Annotated in this window: 17 protein-coding genes; 13 read left to right on the top strand and 4 right to left on the bottom strand. The window is 36.3% G+C overall.

Translation table 11 applies throughout. The features are described 5' to 3' along the window. Nucleotides 1–49: 49 nt before the first annotated feature. The 11 genes from lysA to SCA31_RS16125 all read left to right on the top strand — a co-directional run bounded on the left by lysA (nucleotide 50) and on the right by SCA31_RS16125 (nucleotide 11,803). Complete coding sequence (gene lysA, locus SCA31_RS16175; RefSeq protein WP_185126717.1) at nucleotides 50–1,252, top strand: diaminopimelate decarboxylase; 1,203 nt, start codon at nucleotides 50–52, stop codon at nucleotides 1,250–1,252. A 241-nt stretch (nucleotides 1,253–1,493) separates the two neighbouring features. Beyond that, nucleotides 1,494–3,227: a thiamine pyrophosphate-dependent enzyme gene (locus tag SCA31_RS16170; protein WP_410697980.1), complete on the top strand. Its 1,734-nt coding sequence runs from the start codon at nucleotides 1,494–1,496 to the stop codon at nucleotides 3,225–3,227. A 123-nt stretch (nucleotides 3,228–3,350) separates the two neighbouring features. Further along, nucleotides 3,351–3,830: an energy transducer TonB gene (locus tag SCA31_RS16165; protein ID WP_410697979.1), complete on the top strand. Its 480-nt coding sequence runs from the start codon at nucleotides 3,351–3,353 to the stop codon at nucleotides 3,828–3,830. Between the two features lie 90 nt (nucleotides 3,831–3,920). Further along, complete coding sequence (locus SCA31_RS16160; protein ID WP_410697978.1) at nucleotides 3,921–4,256, top strand: energy transducer TonB; 336 nt, start codon at nucleotides 3,921–3,923, stop codon at nucleotides 4,254–4,256. 237 nt (nucleotides 4,257–4,493) lie between these two features. Then, nucleotides 4,494–5,930, top strand: a complete 1,437-nt coding sequence (gene miaB, locus SCA31_RS16155) for a tRNA (N6-isopentenyl adenosine(37)-C2)-methylthiotransferase MiaB (protein ID WP_410697977.1) — start codon at nucleotides 4,494–4,496, stop codon at nucleotides 5,928–5,930. Nucleotides 5,931–5,939: 9 nt separating this feature from the next. Then, nucleotides 5,940–6,458, top strand: coding sequence for a hypothetical protein (locus SCA31_RS16150; protein WP_410697976.1), 519 nt, complete (start codon nucleotides 5,940–5,942; stop codon nucleotides 6,456–6,458). After that, nucleotides 6,430–7,227 carry a tetratricopeptide repeat protein gene (locus SCA31_RS16145; protein WP_410697974.1) on the top strand — a complete coding sequence of 266 codons (798 nt, stop codon included), beginning with the start codon at nucleotides 6,430–6,432 and terminating at the stop codon, nucleotides 7,225–7,227. The genes SCA31_RS16150 and SCA31_RS16145 overlap by 29 nt, the downstream gene beginning before the upstream one ends. Nucleotides 7,228–7,263: 36 nt before the next feature. Continuing rightward, complete coding sequence (locus SCA31_RS16140) at nucleotides 7,264–8,553, top strand: sigma-54 interaction domain-containing protein (RefSeq protein WP_410697972.1); 1,290 nt, start codon at nucleotides 7,264–7,266, stop codon at nucleotides 8,551–8,553. A gap of 14 nt (nucleotides 8,554–8,567) precedes the next feature. After that, complete coding sequence (locus SCA31_RS16135) at nucleotides 8,568–9,269, top strand: hypothetical protein (RefSeq protein ID WP_410697971.1); 702 nt, start codon at nucleotides 8,568–8,570, stop codon at nucleotides 9,267–9,269. Then, entirely contained in the window at nucleotides 9,259–9,810 is a 552-nt protein-coding gene (gene lptE, locus SCA31_RS16130) for an LPS assembly lipoprotein LptE (RefSeq protein WP_410697969.1), read from the top strand. The genes SCA31_RS16135 and lptE overlap by 11 nt, the downstream gene beginning before the upstream one ends. Nucleotide 9,811: 1 nt before the next feature. Then, entirely contained in the window at nucleotides 9,812–11,803 is a 1,992-nt protein-coding gene (locus SCA31_RS16125) for a tetratricopeptide repeat protein (RefSeq protein ID WP_410697968.1), read from the top strand. Nucleotides 11,804–11,844: 41 nt separating this feature from the next. Here SCA31_RS16125 and SCA31_RS16120 read toward each other — a convergent pair whose 3' ends face one another. From SCA31_RS16120 to SCA31_RS16105, 4 genes are all read right to left on the bottom strand, one after another. Continuing rightward, nucleotides 11,845–12,450, bottom strand: a complete 606-nt coding sequence (locus tag SCA31_RS16120; protein WP_410697967.1) for a DUF4126 domain-containing protein — start codon at nucleotides 12,448–12,450, stop codon at nucleotides 11,845–11,847. A 199-nt stretch (nucleotides 12,451–12,649) separates the two neighbouring features. Further along, on the bottom strand, nucleotides 12,650–13,021 hold the full coding sequence (gene rnpA, locus SCA31_RS16115; RefSeq protein WP_410697966.1) for a ribonuclease P protein component: 372 nt from the start codon (nucleotides 13,019–13,021) through the stop codon (nucleotides 12,650–12,652). Further along, nucleotides 13,021–13,746, bottom strand: a complete 726-nt coding sequence (locus tag SCA31_RS16110) for a ThiF family adenylyltransferase (RefSeq protein ID WP_410697965.1) — start codon at nucleotides 13,744–13,746, stop codon at nucleotides 13,021–13,023. The genes rnpA and SCA31_RS16110 overlap by 1 nt, the downstream gene beginning before the upstream one ends. Continuing rightward, nucleotides 13,739–14,365 (bottom strand): TatD family hydrolase, encoded by a 627-nt coding sequence (locus SCA31_RS16105; protein WP_410698009.1) that lies wholly within the window; start codon nucleotides 14,363–14,365, stop codon nucleotides 13,739–13,741. The genes SCA31_RS16110 and SCA31_RS16105 overlap by 8 nt, the downstream gene beginning before the upstream one ends. A gap of 96 nt (nucleotides 14,366–14,461) precedes the next feature. On the opposite strand from SCA31_RS16105, the gene SCA31_RS16100 reads away from it, so the two are divergent. Then, complete coding sequence (locus tag SCA31_RS16100) at nucleotides 14,462–15,091, top strand: TetR/AcrR family transcriptional regulator (RefSeq protein ID WP_066693165.1); 630 nt, start codon at nucleotides 14,462–14,464, stop codon at nucleotides 15,089–15,091. Nucleotides 15,092–15,194: 103 nt separating this feature from the next. After that, nucleotides 15,195–16,190: an outer membrane protein assembly factor BamD gene (locus SCA31_RS16095; RefSeq protein WP_410697964.1), complete on the top strand. Its 996-nt coding sequence runs from the start codon at nucleotides 15,195–15,197 to the stop codon at nucleotides 16,188–16,190. Nucleotides 16,191–16,226: the final 36 nt, after the last annotated feature.

Here is a 16,226-nt window from a genome sequence, read left to right as displayed (position 1 = left end):
CAGGCTCTTTTTTCGAAGGATCTGCCTTTTTTTATGTTAAAATGAAATTATGAATTCAAAAGAATTATTAAAGATTGCCAATGAGTTTGGCACCCCGGTGTATGTTTATGATGCTGAGTCCATCAAAGTTCAATACGAAAAGCTTACATCTTCTTTTTTAAAACACACAAAGTTTTTCTATGCAGCAAAGGCGTTGACAAACATCAATATCCTTAAGTATGTCAAGAACTTGGGTGCTTCTTTGGATTGTGTATCTATTAATGAAGTTAAACTTGGATTAAAGGCAGGGTTTTCGAAAGAAAAAATATTGTTTACTCCAAATTGTGTTGACCTAGCAGAAATAGAGGAAGCCATGGCTTTTGGAGTTCATATAAACATTGATAACATTTCTATTCTTGAGCAATTCGGGAATAAATACGGAAATACCTATCCAATCTTAGTAAGAATCAATCCTCATATTTTCGCCGGAGGGAACTATAAAATTTCAACGGGGCATATCGACAGTAAATTCGGTATTTCTATTCATCAGGTTCGTCATATTGAAAGAGTGATGAAAAGCACAAACCTGAATGTAGAAGGACTTCATATGCATACAGGAAGTGAAATCAAAGACCCGGATGTGTTTCTACAGGCTTTGGATATTATGCTGGAACTTTCTGAACATTTTCCTAATCTGAAATATCTGGATATGGGAAGCGGTTTCAAAATCCCTTACCAGGACAGTGAAGAAGAGACTGATGTTAGAACATTGGGTAAAAAAGTAGAAAAAGTAATTTCTGAGTTTTCAAAAACAACAGGAAAGAAATTCGAACTGTGGTTCGAGCCAGGGAAATTTTTGGTTGGAAAAAGTGGATATTTATTGGTGAAAGCTAATGTGATCAAGCAGACTACAGCTACTGTTTTCGTTGGGGTAAATTCTGGATTTAATCATTTGATTCGTCCAATGTTTTATGATTCTTACCATATGATTGAGAATTTATCTAATCCAAAAGGAGCGGAAAGAATTTATACCGTTGTGGGAAATATCTGCGAAACAGATACCTTTGCTTGGGATAGAAAATTAAATGAAGTAAGAGAAGGAGATATCCTTGCATTCCATAATGCCGGAGCCTATGGTTTTGAAATGAGTTCAAATTTTAACTCAAGATTAAAGCCGGCAGAAGTTTTATTCCTGGATGGGAAAGCCCATTTGATCCGTAAAAGAGATGAGTTTGAAGATTTACTGAGAAACCAGATTGAAGTGGTTGTCTAAGCCAGATCAAATAATATTGAATCGGTCGCCCATAAGGGCGGCCGATTTGTTTTTAGAACGCATACCATAGACTGCTGTAAACTTTTAAAACCAGCTGGATTTCAATAAAAATAACAAAGTTTTAATACTCAAACTGTCTGGAAGTTCCAATTAATTGGCTAAATTTGATAGGGTTAGGAGGATTTATATCCTGTCATTACCATTCTTCACAAAGAGAAAATAACTACCAAATCTATTAATTATGGCCAAAAATATAGCAGAGCAAATTGTTGAAATGCTCGAAAATGCCAATGTAAAAAGAATTTATGCAGTAACAGGAGACAGCCTTAATCATCTCAATATTGCAGTCAAGAAAAGCAACATCCAGTGGATTCATGTGCGGCATGAAGAAGTAGGAGCCTACGCTGCCGCCGCTGAAGCAGAACTTGATGGCTTTGCGGTATGTGCTGGAAGTTGTGGGCCGGGGCATGTTCATCTTATCAATGGAGTGTATGAAGCACACAGATCCCATATTCCCATGTTAGTTATTGCTTCCACTATTCCCAGTGACGAAATGGGAATGGATTATTTTCAGGAAACAAATACCATAAAGCTGTTCGATGACTGTAGCTATTACAATCAGATGATTACGAGACCTGAACAGGTGCAAAGAACAATGCAGACTGCCATTCAGCATGCCATTTCAAAGAAAGGTGTTGCTGTAATAGGGCTTCCGGGTGATGTTTCCGAGCTCAATGCAGAAGAAGCTCCTACTTCAACTCAAATATTTAAGACCAATCCCATTATCAGACCATCGGATGATGAGTTAAAAGATCTGGCAACACTTATCAATGAAAATAAGAAAGTAACCCTTTACTGTGGGATAGGCGCCTCGGAAGCCAGTGCAGAGGTTATAGAATTATCCAAGCTCCTAAAAGCACCAGTGGGATATTCATTTCGTGGGAAAATGGCCATTCAGCCTAATAATCCCAATGAAATTGGACTTACAGGGTTGTTAGGCTTTCCGTCTGCTTATCATGCCATGCACGAAGCTGACCTGGTTATTCTTCTTGGAACCGATTTCCCGTACCAAAAATTCATGCCTGTAAAAAATAAAATTGTTCAGGTAGATGAAAGCCCTGAAAGATTAGGAAGACGAGCTAAGCTTGAATTGGGACTTGCCGGAGATATTAAACAAACCATTATGGCTTTGCTGCCAATGCTGAAAGAAAAAACAGATGCTGACTTCCTGAATGAACAGTTGGCATTTTATGAAAAAGTAAAGGAAAACCAGCTCGAATATGTCAAAGACTTTGGTAAAGAAGATGCTATACAGCCGGAATATGTAGCACATACCTTAGACCGATTGGCCCAAAAAGATGCTATTTTTACTGTAGATACAGGAATGTGTTGTGTTTGGGGTGCCAGATTTATTACAGGAACCGGAGAAAGAAAGATGTTGGGTTCTTTTAATCATGGATCTATGGCTAATGCAATGCCAATGGCCATCGGAGCTTCCTTGGCACATCCAGATAAACAGATTATTGCGATGTGTGGAGATGGAGGTCTGTCTATGCTATTAGGAGATATGGCTACAATTTTTCAGTATAAATTACCCATAAAGTTGATTGTCTTTAATAACAGAACCCTGGGAATGGTAAAATTGGAAATGGAAGTAGGAGGGATGCCGGATAATGAAACCGACATGATTAATCCTGATTTTGGATTAGTCGCTCAGGCAATGGGGTATCCTGGGAAAAACGTACATAAACCAGAAGATGTGGAAAATGCTATTAAGGAATGCTTCAATCATAATGGTCCTTACCTGTTGAATATTTTTACCAACCCTAACGCCCTGGCACTTCCTCCAAAAATTGAATTTGATCAGGTGCTGGGAATGACAAAATCTATGGCACAGCTCATGCTCGGCGGAAAAATGGATGAGGTTCTTGAAACAGTGAAATCCAATTATAAGCATATCAAAGGAATGTTATAGCCAGATTATAACCCTATTTTGAGAGGGAATACTTTTAAAACTTCATATTCGTATGAAGTTTTTGTTTTTTATAAGACCTCTAAATATTTACCTTTGCTTAATAATTTAAGAATAAAATCCGCTATGAAAACGATACTTGTATTTTTTGCTCTTTGTGTTGCAAACTTTGCATTTGCACAGGAACTTGAAGATAGAGATGATTCATTTATTGTAGAAAACAATAAAAATCTTTTTAAAATAGATATAAAAGAGCCATTCCTACAGGTTGCTGCGAAGTGTAATGATTTTAAGCCAGCGTCTTTCGAGGGAGGTGCTTCAGCCTACAAGAACATATTGAGTAAATATATGTATACTTATCTGAATGCAGACTTTTATACGTTGAGTGGAGATTTTATATTTTCATTGATTATAGATGATAAGGGAAAAGTTATTGATGCGCTTGGTTCACCAAAAGTTCTTCACAGTGAGGCTTTCTTTGATGATATGCAGTATGTGGTAAGACGAATCAAGAAAACCTGGAGCCCTGCAACCTGCAATGGCCAGCCGGTAAAATCTGAAATGAGAGTAAGAATGAACTTCTCGTCCTTATCTGTGGATATGTAATGTACATTATGATGAAAAAATATTTTTTACTCCTGTTTCTGTTCTTTAGCTTTATGGGATACTCACAAAAATCCCAGACTAATAATGAAAATGCAGAAACTTATCAAAATGCAGAATTCCTTGGTGGTGATGGAGCCTTCACCAAAGAATTTTTTACAAATGATATACTCTTATATTGATCTTAAAAAGTACGCTGTCAATGGAAAGTTTGTTCTTGTATTTGATGTAAATACAGCCGGTAAGGTTGAAAATCTTGATGTTTTACCAAAAGTAAAGAATAGCGAAATGTTTATTGATGATATGCGTTTCGCGATGAAGAAGGTAAAAAAGAAATGGATGCCAGCTATGAAAGACGGAAGCCCTGTGGTTTCCAAGAAAATCATTAAAATAAATTTTACATCAGATCATTTTGATCATGGAGATTAAAAAAAGTCTTTTGATTGTAAAATAAGCCATACAAAAAAGCCCTGGAATCCCATAGAGATATAATTTTCTAGAAAATAAGGATTGTACTTCCTTTATATTTTTCAATAATTTTTACTGAAAGATAGCCCTGACATTCTGTCACAATATTTTGTATCTTTGCAAACTTATCTGTTCGTAGATTAAAATTCACGGAATAATTCCCTTGGATTTTAAATACAGAACCTTAAATAGATTATCGTGCAGGAAAAATATATAGACGAGACAAAACAGGGTGAAGCTTTTGCAATTGCTGAAAGACCCGAGAATTCTAAAAAATTGTTTTTAGAAAGCTATGGTTGTCAGATGAATTTCTCTGACTCTGAGATTGTTGCATCCATCCTTAATGAACAGGGGTATAATACGACGATGAAAGTTGAAGAAGCAGATTTGATCCTGTTGAATACATGCTCCATTCGTGAAAAGGCAGAACAAACAGTAAGAATGCGTCTTTCCCAGTTCAAAAACCTTAAGAAAGAAAAACCTAACATGACAGTAGGAGTTCTGGGTTGTATGGCGGAAAGATTAAAAACCAAATTCTTAGAAGAAGAACAATTGGTAGATCTTGTTGTAGGCCCGGATGCTTATAGAGACTTGCCTAATCTGTTGAAAGAAACAGATGATGGAAGAGATGCTATCAATGTAATTCTTTCAAAAGAAGAGACCTATGCAGATATCAATCCGGTACGCTTAGGTGGAAATGGAGTTACAGCTTTTGTTACCATCACCAGAGGTTGTGATAATATGTGTACATTCTGTGTAGTTCCTTTTACCAGAGGAAGAGAAAGAAGCCGTGATCCGTACTCCATTATAGATGAATGTAAAGACCTTGCCAATAACGGATATAAGGAAATTACCCTTTTAGGTCAGAATGTAGACTCTTACCTGTGGTATGGTGGAGGTCCTAAAAAAGACTTTGCCAAAGCATCTGAAATGCAGAAAGCTACAGCAGTTAACTTTGCTCAATTGCTTGATCTGGTAGCCAAGGCTATTCCTGAAATGAGAATCAGATTTTCTACATCTAACCCGCAGGATATGAGTCTGGATGTATTCAAGATGATGGCAAAACACGATAATATCTGTAAATATGTACACCTTCCTGTACAGAGCGGAAGCAATAATATGCTTGAAGCCATGAACAGACAGCATACCCGTGAAGAATATCTTGAGCTCATTAAAAAAGCCAAGGAAATTGTTCCTGAAGTAGCTTTCTCTCAGGATATGATTGTAGGATTCTGTAACGAAACAGAGGAAGATCACCAGGATACACTAAGCCTGATGAAAGAAGTGGAATATGACTACGGTTATATGTTTGCCTATTCAGAAAGACCGGGAACGCCTGCGCACAAAAAAATGGAAGATAATATTCCTGCTGATGTTAAGCAGAGACGTCTTGCTGAGGTTATTGACCTACAGAGAGAACTTTCCAGACAAAGAATGAAATCTTATGTGGGAAGAGAGCATCAAATTCTGATCGAAGGAATTTCCAGAAAGAACGAAAACCAATGGAAAGGAAGGAACTCCCAAAATGCAGTATGTGTCTTTGATAAGACGGAAGGACAGAAAATAGGTGACATTGTGGATGTTTTTGTTTACGATAACACCCAGGGCACGCTTTTAGGAAGAATCACAGAATAAATTTAGGTTTTGATAAAAGCGGTTTACCTTTTTACTCTATTTTCCTTTGCCCTGATCTCCTGTCAGGCAGAGAAAAATACCGGTAAATATCCGGATACCGTTGGTGATGTTATATTTGATGAAAAACTGGATGACGCAGGTTTTAAAAAATGCGGAGCAGGTAAAAATAGACCTTTCAGTTTTCAGTATTATCACGGTCAACAGCCTGTTGATTATAAAGGAGAAAAGATCGCTATTGTTGAGAAACTAAAAAAAGAAAATATATACGCTGAAAAAGAGATTAATGGTTATGTGACCGTTAGATTTTTAGTAAATTGTGAGGGAAAGACAGGATGGTTCAGGCTGAAGCACATGGATTCAGAATTGAAAGATGCTGTCTTGGATGAAGCATTAGAAAATAAGCTTTTAAAATTCACAAAATCACTCAATGGCTGGATGCCCAAAGAGGTACAAGGTTTAAAAATAGACTATTATCAGTATTTAACCTATAAAATTGAAAATGGACAAGTTTCAGAGGTATTACCTTAGCTTTTTGTTACTTATAGTGTACACCAATACTATTGCACAGGTCAACTGTAATGCAGTAGAGGGTGAGGACTGCAAAAAAGCGTGCGAGTTATACAACTGGGCTTCAGATTTACAAGGTTCCTGGGAGTCTCAGGAAGGATTTGATAAAGCCATTGAACTTTGTCCGAGTTTCTCCAATGCCTATATGGAGAAAGCGGTTCCTTATCTTAAGAATGGAGACTTTGCAACCTGGAAAATCTTAATTGATAAAGCCGTTGCTTTAGACCCTAAAATGCATCTTGGATACAGAGGCTGGTGCAAATTCCAGTTTTTGAGAGATTATAAAGGCGCTATTCGGGATCTGGAGGAGTTAAAAAAATATTATCCTGAAGATTTAGGAAGATCCTTAAACGGAGATTATAATCTGGATGTAGTGAAAGCTATGTCCTACAGTGCTTTAGGGCAGAAAGAAAAGGCTGCTGGGATTATAGAAAGATTGCTGGCCACAAGAGGTTACATGAAAGGAATGTTTGATCATTACCAATTGGGAGTAACCTATTTCGAGCTGGGAAGATATGACAAAGCACTGGAGAATTTTGAAAAACAAAGCAAGGAAAACGACTTTGCTGAGAACATATACTTTAAAAGTAAAGTTTCTAAGATTAGAAACAAGGATTATTTGGATTTGAAAATGTTAGCATTAAAAACGTATGATGATGGAAAGACGATGAAAGACGTCTACACTCAGCATTTCAACAAAGTCTACAGAACACAGATAGAAGAACTGTAGAAGATTAACATTGAATCAATAATCAAAAATTTACTTATGAGCAACGAGTTACAAAACATAAAAAACCGCTTTGGAATTATCGGGAATTTTCCGGCACTTAATAGGGCCTTGGAAAAGTCTATCCAGGTTGCCCCTACAGACATCTCCGTTCTTGTTATTGGAGAAAGCGGGGTAGGGAAAGAATTCATTCCAAAGATTATCCATTCAGAATCCAAAAGAAAACATCAGCCTTATATCGTAGTAAACTGTGGGGCAATTCCTGAGGGAACCATAGATTCCGAATTATTCGGACATGAAAAGGGAGCTTTTACAGGAGCTACGGCAACCAGAAAAGGATACTTTGAGGTAGCTGATGGTGGAACGATTTTTTTGGATGAGGTGGGAGAGCTTCCCCTACAGACGCAGGTTCGTCTTTTGAGAGTCCTGGAAAGCGGTGAATTTATGAAAGTAGGATCTTCACAGGTTCAAAAAACCAATGTGAGGATCGTAGCTGCTACTAACGTCAACATGATGAAGGCCATTCATGACGGGAGATTCCGTGAGGATTTATACTACCGTTTGAATACCGTTCAGATCGATATGCCACCTTTAAGAGAGAGAAAAGGCGATATCCATTTGCTATTCAGGAAGTTTGCTATAGATTTTGCAGAAAAATACAGAATGCCTGAACTGGAGTTGGAACCTAATGCCGTTCATTATATAGACAACTACTCTTTTCCGGGAAATATCCGTCAGCTCAGAAATCTTGTAGAGCAGATGACCGTTGTGGAGAGAAACAGAAATATAACGGCAGAAAAGCTTGCAGAATACATTCCAATGGAGACCCATCTTCCAATGGTGGTTAATAATCAGAGTACACCAAAGCAAAATGATTTTGGAAGTGAAAGAGAAATTATGTATAAAATTCTCTTTGATATGAGGAATGATATTAATGATTTAAAATCCTTAACTTCGGAATTGATAAAGAACAGAGGAACGACAGACTTAAGTAATCATGAAAAAAATCTGATCAATAGAATTTATACTCCGGAAAGTCAACCACAAATTAACTCTGGATCTTTATTGTATTTTGAAAATAATAAAGATACGCCAACTGTTCAGACGCCAACCATTATTTCAAGTCCTGAAGATAGCTATGAAGACTTTGAAGACATTGAAGTAGAGGAGAATAGGCCAGAATCGCTTTCTCTTCAAAACAATGAAAAAGATTTAATTATCAAGGCATTGGAGAAGCATAAAGGACGACGAAACAGAGCTGCAGATGAGCTGGGAATTTCACAGAGAACTTTATACAGAAAAATAAAACAATATAACCTGGAAGATTAAACACAATATAAATAATGAAAGTAATTTTAACACCTAAACCAATTAATTTTAAGCTCGGAGAATATATTAATAAAGGGTTTGAACTTTTAAAGAAAGACTTCGGTAATATTTTTGTAGCATTTTTAGTATGCTGTATCATGTCAATTATTCCTTTTTGTGGCCTATTAGCAATGGGTAATTTATATAAATACCTTCAAAAGCTTAATAGAAATCAGGCAGCAAGTCCTGGAGATATTTTTGACTTTAAAGACTTTATGCCTTATTTTATTTTGCAGTTAATTGTTTTTGGAGGTGTTCTGCTACTTTACATTCCTTTGATTATTGTGATGGCCATAACCGGTGGAATGTCAAATAATAATGAAAACCCGGTTGCCGTGATTTTTATGATTCCTTATATGTTTTTAATAATAGTGGCTATCTATTACTTTGTATTGAGAGGCTTCTATATTATCCCGTTAGTCAGTCTTAAAGGAATTAAAGAGATAAAAGAAGCTTGGAATATTTCAAAAGTAATGAGTAAAGGAAATTTAATGTCAATTTTTCTTTTCTCAATAGTAGTGGGTATTTTAGCTCAGATTGGTATTATTGCTTGTGGAATAGGAGTTTTTCTTACGATGCCATTCTTATACACTGCAAATTATTTTGCCTATGAAGATGCTATTCAACAAATTGAGCATGATGAAATTACTGAAATTGGATCTAAAAATGAATTTTAAAAATAAAAATATTAGTCTGAAACAGCCAATACTGGTTGGAGTTCTTTTTGCTTTGCTGGGAGTACTAAATTCTTGCTACAGCTTTACAGGATCATCCCTTACAGATGAAAAGACTGTTCAGATCAATGAGTTTCCCAACAATGCAACCCTTGTAAACCCTGCATTATCACAGCAGTTCTCAACAGATATTCAGAATAGATTTGTGCAGAGAACAACCCTGAAAGGGACTAAAGAGAATCCTGATATCTTGATTGAAGGAGAAATTACAGATTATACCATTACGCCAACTACGATCAGCTCTACCACATCGCAAACTCCAGCGGGCGGAGTGATACAGCAGGCACAGAATAAGCTTACAATTACCGTAAAGGTACATTATGAAAATAAAGTACACCCGGATTCTAGTTTTGATAGAACTTATACTGATGAAGCAGCTTTTAACAGCAACTTGTCACAATCCGATATCGAAGCTTCACAGGTGAAAATTGTAACAGAGAGAATTATTAACAAGATTTTTAACGACATTGTAGCGAATTGGTAAGATGAATCCCAGAGTTTTAGAATTAATAAAAAATCCGAAAAATATTCAATCAGAAGACCTTGGTCTTTTGAAAGAAGAGATTCACACTTTTCCCTATATTCAAAATATAAGGGCGCTTCATTTATATGGAGTACACCTGTATGAAAAAGAAAATTATCAGAGAGAGCTTTCCACAACAGCGGCTTATACTACTGATAAAAAAATTCTTTATCAACTGATCAATGGGAAGATTCAACAGGAACCTAAATCTCCGGTTGTAGAAGAAAAGCAGTCCACCAAGATTGTTGAGAAATCTCGATATGCCTATAAAGAAAAAGGCTTTCCAATAAAAAGAGAAGATGCTGTTCCTGAGAAGAATGAAGAAGAGGTAAAAGAGTCATGCATATTGCAGACCCCACAAGAAGTCAATCATATCTTCGTTAATGGAGAAAGAAACAGGATTTTATTTGAAGGAGAAGAAAATTTTCTTAATGAAGAGAATACTGAAACCATTGATCTTGAATCTACATTAGAATCAGGAACCCTGGTTACTCAAAAGCTAGAAGCCATATCAGAAGAAACGGCTCACAATAAAGAAGAGGAAGTACAGGCTGAAATTGAAGAAAATGCAGGTGAAAATTTCACTCCAACAGCAGTTATTGATGAAGATGTGATCACCTCAGAAACTGAAGAAGAAAAAGTTGAAGAAGAGGAAAATCTAAGCTTTGAAGAAACAGAAAGCTTATTGCCGGCAGAAAATAAAGAGGTAGAATCGGTAGAACCTGAAGCTATTATTGAAAACGAAAATAGTTCAGTTTCTATATCCGAAGATGAGCCAAAAGAATCAGGAGCTGAACTAAGCTTCCACGGAACTGAAGCGTTTATGCCTGATGTAAAAATACAGGCAAATAATGAAGAAGTAACAGAAATTGCTGATATTTCCCAGCCCCATGTAAATAAGCATGAAGAGGAAATGAGACGTCTGATCGAGGAGGTAGAGAAAAAAATGAAAGAGACAAAGTCGGCTCCACAACCTGAGAAAGAAGAGCTGGCGGCTACTGAAGATCACGAGATCAGCTTTGCAGAAACTCAGAATTTCCATTTTTGGTCTACAAATCAAGACAATCCAGAATCGGAAGAAATAAAATCAGAACCTATACAACAAGACGAAATTGTAGAAAATACAAAACCTGTTGAAGTTGTTGCCCAGGAAGAGATTATAGAAGAAAAAGAAGACGAAACCCCTGAAGTTCAAACCTCTTGGAGGCCAATGAGCCTTGAATCTAATATGCTGGATTCTCTAATCAAGAAGCCAGTAGAAACAGCAGCCCCTGTAAAGGAAGAGTTGCCTGTTACAGAGTCTGAAAAAATTGAAAGTACAGAACTTATTAATAAGCCGGAGCCCGTAAATGAAGAGGTTGTGCCGGTTGTAGAAGAAATTTCTGAGCTAATAGAAGATCAGCAAGAAAGCAAGGAGGATTCAAAAGAAATTGAAAGTAAAGTAACTCCAAAAGAAGAAGCACCTGTAATGAATGTTTCATTCTTTGGATCAGATATTTCAAGTTTAAGTGTGGAAGAAGCACAGAAAGGAAATAAAGAAAGATCTATAAACGAAGAAACAATGCAGAAGGCTGTGGTAGAGAATACCCCTCAATCTTCTATCAATAGTAATGTCCCAGGGTTTATCAATACCTGGCAAAGTTGGCTGAAAATAGATAGACCAGAAGAGGCAGAAAAGGAAAAAGTTGAGGTCAAAGAGAAAGCAATTGAAGCTTTTATTGAAAATAATCCTAGAATCAGTCAGCTAAGAGAAGAAAGCTCCTACGTTGTGAAAGAAAAGAATGATGATATCTCACATTTGATGACAGAAACGTTAGCGAACCTTTATTTTGAACAAAAGCTATATACTAAGGCGATAAAAGCATTTGAAATATTAATCAAGAAGAATCCTGATAAGAAAGAGTATTTTCAAACCAAAATCAAGGACATAAAAGATTTTAGAAGTAAAAACTAAATAAAAAAAGTACAGCTGTAAAGGCTGTACTTTTTTGTATATTAATTTTCAGATGCGCTTTTACTGCCCCGCAATTTTTTCCAGGCCCTTCGTCCAAAGATAATCACAACAATTAATAAGATAATCGCTAAAATAGCTGCAATAATAGGGGCTGCCATGGCGAGAACAGACATAATGCCCGCGCCAGCCGTTTCTGTGGTTCCTACAACAGAATTTCCCAGTCCTCCTGTAGTGGCGGTAGAAGTGGCCCGTATTCCCGCAAAACCGGAACTGATCGTGGCCGCAGTTCCTCCACCCGCAATTAAAGCCAATGCCCATTGTGGAAATGTTCCAAGCTCAGCAAACTGACTGGCAAATAAAATAGAACCAGCAACGGTAGCCATAGGAATAGTGACCGTATCCAATAGGTGATCAATAAAGGGGATATAATACGCAAGAATCTCAGCAACCGTTGCAATTCCTGTTGTAATAAGCGTTGGTAGGCCCGCAAGCCACTCAAATTGCTCATTCATTGGGATCCAGTGGAAGTAGGAGGCCAAGCTCACAATAAACATAGGCAGAAAGACTCTGAAGCCCGTAGCAGCAGCCAATCCAATGCCGATAAAGGCACTGATTACATAGGAAAGGTAGGGAATATTGTCTAACATATTCGTTTTCAGATTTAATGTTTTCTATAAAATTACAAAAACTATCTGAGATTTGATATGTTATGAAATTTGGGTTACTACAGGAAAAAATGAAAATTTGTAAAATCTGTGAACGAAAAATCACAGATATTCATAAATCTCTATATGGGATTAGCCATTGAGAAGCTATGATAGCATCATATTGTTACGGTAAAGAGTATTACTTTTTCTGTGCCTCACACAATTTTATAAACTGTGCTTCTACGTCCTGAAACTTTTGAGGCATTTCGGAAGAAACCCAAAATAACATCGCAATAGTTTTTTCTCCAAAAGCATTCTTAAATAAATCCTTATTCAGGCGGTAACATTCTCGGAGAAGCCTTTTAATACGATTTCTATGGACAGCTCTTTTGAAATATCTCTTTGAAACAGAAACGCCAAACCTGGTAGTTTCTACCGAAAGAGTAGGCTTGTCTTTCAAAATGATAATTCTTAGATTTCCAGAAGTTCTCCATTTACCCTTTTCAAAGAGTAAACCGATCTCTGTATTCATTTTGAGCTTTTCTGCTCTGGGATATTTGGTGTTCTGCATTAATCTTGTTTCACTAAATGGTTGATGACTTCAGCAGCAGTATACAAACCGAAAATTGCTGGCATATAGCTTATTGTTCCGTAAAAAGATCTTTTATAGTTGGTTCCGTCAGTCATTTTCAAACTTTCTTCATCCTGAATATCATTGGCAAAAACACAACGAACTCCTTTGTCTATTTTTACTTTTTTCAGTCTTTTTCTTACTTGTCTTGCGAGGTGGCAATGTTCGGTTTTACTAATGTCTCTAACCAATACTTTGCTTGGATCGGTTTTTCCGCCGGCTCCCATTGAACTTACAATTTTTATCCTTCTTCTTTTGGCGGCGATAATCAAACAAAGTTTTGGAGTAACGCTGTCGATGCAGTCCAAAACATAATCAAATTTTGCAGAATCCAAAACTTCATCCATCCTTTCAGGGTTTAGAAACTCATTGATTTTGATTAAATTAAGATCAGGGTTAATATCTAAAAGTCTTTCTGCAACAACTTCTACCTTATGTTTTCCAACAGTAGAACGTAAAGCTGGTAACTGTCTGTTGATATTGGTAATATCCACTGTGTCACCATCCACGATCGTCATATTTCCTACTCCGGCTCTTGCAAGAAATTCAGCAGCGAAAGAACCAACCCCGCCTAAACCAACAACCAAAACAGTAGCTTTATTCAATTTTTCCAAACCTTCCTCTTTTACCAGAAGTTCCGTTCTTTCCAACCAGTATTTATCCATTTCTTATCGTGTGTAAATTTTCTAAAATTTGTTCGTTGAGTTGTTCCAAAGAAATTTCTTTTATCTCCGAAACTTTTAGGTACAATTCTTCGATCTTAAAATCCTCATTGTCAGTCTCTAAAAAAAGTTTGTCCAATGGGGTGTTTTTTAAAATATTCTGCAAAGATAAATTATACAAAACAGCTTTTCCAAAACTCAGGTAAAAATTATTGGTAAGAAGATCCGTAGCAATTTGCTGTTTCTTATTAAAACCATGAATGATCATGGCCTGACTGGACTTTTTCCTAAAAGAGATTACCTCATAGAATTTTCTCACGCAGTGAATAATAATAGGTTTTTTTACCTCATTGGCTATTTTTATCTGCTTTAAAAAAACATCCTCCTGTATGTTTTGATCAATCGGAACCCTGGAATCCAGGCCACATTCACCAATTGCAAAGCAATTTGGGAACATCATGTTTTTCATCCTGCTAAGTTGTAGGTTGATATTAATAACATCAATGTCATTGGGATGAATACCTATTGAATAAGGAAAATCAGGCGGAATCCCTTCAATGTCCAAATTGTAAATTCCGTCTCTAATGTTTTTTTTATGATGGTGAAAATCAAAAAATTCCATTTTCAAAAATACTATTATTTAGATTTAATGAAAAATTATTAAACAATCGTTTATAAATGTGTTAAAAATTTCTTAACTTTACTCAAAGTACACTTCATGAAAAAAAAATTTACAGAAAAACAGATTCACATACTGGATATTGCAGAAGAGCTGATTGCAAAAAAAGGATACGAGGGAACTTCTGTGAGAGATATCTGTTCTAAGGCAAATATAAACGTCGCCATGATCTCTTATTACTTTGGTTCCAAGGAGAAAATGATGTCTTATCTCTATCAGTACAGAGTATTGAAGACCCGGGAAAATTTCTCAGAATTTGCAGACACCATCAAGGAAGGAAAACCTGAAATGCAGATGCGTGAAATGATAAAATATATCGTTTCCCAACTATTTAAATACAATTATTTTCATGGGTTTGTTACCCAGGAGCTTCGTCATACGGAGAACTTAAAAGATGAATTACTGGACTTCTACCAGCTTTTTGTAAAGAAACTGGATGAAGTGATTAAAAAAGGAGTCGCTTCAGGGGTTTTTACTTTTACTCCAAAGCCAGAAGATATTCTTACCATGATTATTGGTTCTACATTGTTCGTGATCCGAAACAAAAATTTTTATGAACTTTATGTGCCAAGCAAAAATGAAGAAGCCTACGCAAAAGAGGCCGAGAAAAAGGTGAGAATGAATCTTTTATTGAGCGTTTTTGCTATTTTGGGATACGCTGCAGACTAAATTTACGTTAAATATTCATAAAAAAAAATCTATTGACAAAAAAGTTATATTTTTGCAAATTAGTAAATCGGCTGTGTAATCCGAAAACTGTTGAATTTTTTATATGAAAAAATATATTTTAGGTCTTTTTGCTGTAGCAGTAATTGCCTCATGTGTAAGCCAGCAGGAAAGAGCAATGAAAAGCGCTGATAAAGAGTTTATCTTAAAGGCGGCTAATGAAAACTTCGCGAAGAAAAAGTGGAAAAATGCATTGGCTCTTTACGACAGACTTGCCAATCTTGTGGCAGGAACAGATGACTTTCCTAACGTAGGTTTCAATACAGCTTATGCTAACTACTATGACAAGAGTTATAAGCTGGCAGGTCATCAGTTTAAAAACTTTGCAATCAACTTTCCAAAAGATCCAAGAGCAGAAGAAGCAGCTTACATGTCTGCATTGTGCTACTATGAGGGGTCTATGGATTATAACCTGGATCAATCGAGTACAGAATTGGCAATCAACGAGCTTCAGGATTTCCTGAACAATTATCCAAATTCTGAAAGATCAAAAAATATTTCTCAGCTTATTGATGAGCTGTCTTACAAATTGGAGTTCAAAGCTTATGAAAACGGAAGGCAGTATTTCAAAATGGGACAGTATAAAGCTGCCAATGTAGCATTGGAAAACGTATTGGAGGATTTCCCAAGTACAAAGCTTCGTTCAAAAATTTATGATTATATCATGAAGTCACGTTATGAATTAGCAACAAAATCCGTTTATGATCTTAAGGATGAGCGTATTGAAAGTGCTTTAACGTATGCGAAAATGGTAGAAAAAGAACTTCCTAATACAGAATATTCCAAAACCGCAGCTGATCTTAGAGCAAAGCTGGAGAAGGAAAAACAAAATTTTGTTGTTGTTAAAAAGCAAACTGAAGAAAGAATAGCAGTTTTAACAGCAAGACAGAAAAAAGAAGCAGATAAGCTGGCTAACCAAAATAAAGCTGACCAGCAAATTAAAGATCAGATTAGCAATGAAAAGCAAGCAAAGCAGATGCAGAGGGACAGTGCAGCCCTTCAGACCCCTCCGCCTGCAGCGACTTTCAAAATTCAAAGATAATTCGTAAATTTGCCATCTTAAAATAAAAATAATTTT

Origin of the sequence: Chryseobacterium sp. SIMBA_028 (genome assembly GCF_046535285.1) — a bacterium.
In the GTDB taxonomy this organism is placed as follows: Bacteria; Bacteroidota; Bacteroidia; order Flavobacteriales; family Weeksellaceae; genus Chryseobacterium.
Note: the sequence above shows the minus strand (reverse complement) of the source record. Positions and strands in the feature narration are given on the sequence as shown.

Excerpts from the sequence above, each read along its gene's own strand:
- lysA (WP_185126717.1), top strand. The coding sequence starts at position 50 with ATGAATTCAAAAGAATTATTAAAGATTGCCAATGAGTTTGGCACCCCG.
- SCA31_RS16170 (WP_410697980.1), top strand. The coding sequence starts at position 1,494 with ATGGCCAAAAATATAGCAGAGCAAATTGTTGAAATGCTCGAAAATGCC.
- SCA31_RS16165 (WP_410697979.1), top strand. The coding sequence starts at position 3,351 with ATGAAAACGATACTTGTATTTTTTGCTCTTTGTGTTGCAAACTTTGCA.
- SCA31_RS16160 (WP_410697978.1), top strand. The coding sequence starts at position 3,921 with ATGCAGAAACTTATCAAAATGCAGAATTCCTTGGTGGTGATGGAGCCT.
- SCA31_RS16145 (WP_410697974.1), top strand. The coding sequence starts at position 6,430 with ATGGACAAGTTTCAGAGGTATTACCTTAGCTTTTTGTTACTTATAGTG.
- SCA31_RS16140 (WP_410697972.1), top strand. The coding sequence starts at position 7,264 with ATGAGCAACGAGTTACAAAACATAAAAAACCGCTTTGGAATTATCGGG.
- SCA31_RS16135 (WP_410697971.1), top strand. The coding sequence starts at position 8,568 with ATGAAAGTAATTTTAACACCTAAACCAATTAATTTTAAGCTCGGAGAA.
- lptE (WP_410697969.1), top strand. The coding sequence starts at position 9,259 with ATGAATTTTAAAAATAAAAATATTAGTCTGAAACAGCCAATACTGGTT.
- SCA31_RS16125 (WP_410697968.1), top strand. The coding sequence starts at position 9,812 with ATGAATCCCAGAGTTTTAGAATTAATAAAAAATCCGAAAAATATTCAA.
- SCA31_RS16120 (WP_410697967.1), bottom strand. The coding sequence starts at position 12,450 with ATGTTAGACAATATTCCCTACCTTTCCTATGTAATCAGTGCCTTTATC.
- rnpA (WP_410697966.1), bottom strand. The coding sequence starts at position 13,021 with ATGCAGAACACCAAATATCCCAGAGCAGAAAAGCTCAAAATGAATACA.
- SCA31_RS16110 (WP_410697965.1), bottom strand. The coding sequence starts at position 13,746 with ATGGATAAATACTGGTTGGAAAGAACGGAACTTCTGGTAAAAGAGGAA.
- SCA31_RS16105 (WP_410698009.1), bottom strand. The coding sequence starts at position 14,365 with ATGGAATTTTTTGATTTTCACCATCATAAAAAAAACATTAGAGACGGA.
- SCA31_RS16100 (WP_066693165.1), top strand. The coding sequence starts at position 14,462 with ATGAAAAAAAAATTTACAGAAAAACAGATTCACATACTGGATATTGCA.
- SCA31_RS16095 (WP_410697964.1), top strand. The coding sequence starts at position 15,195 with ATGAAAAAATATATTTTAGGTCTTTTTGCTGTAGCAGTAATTGCCTCA.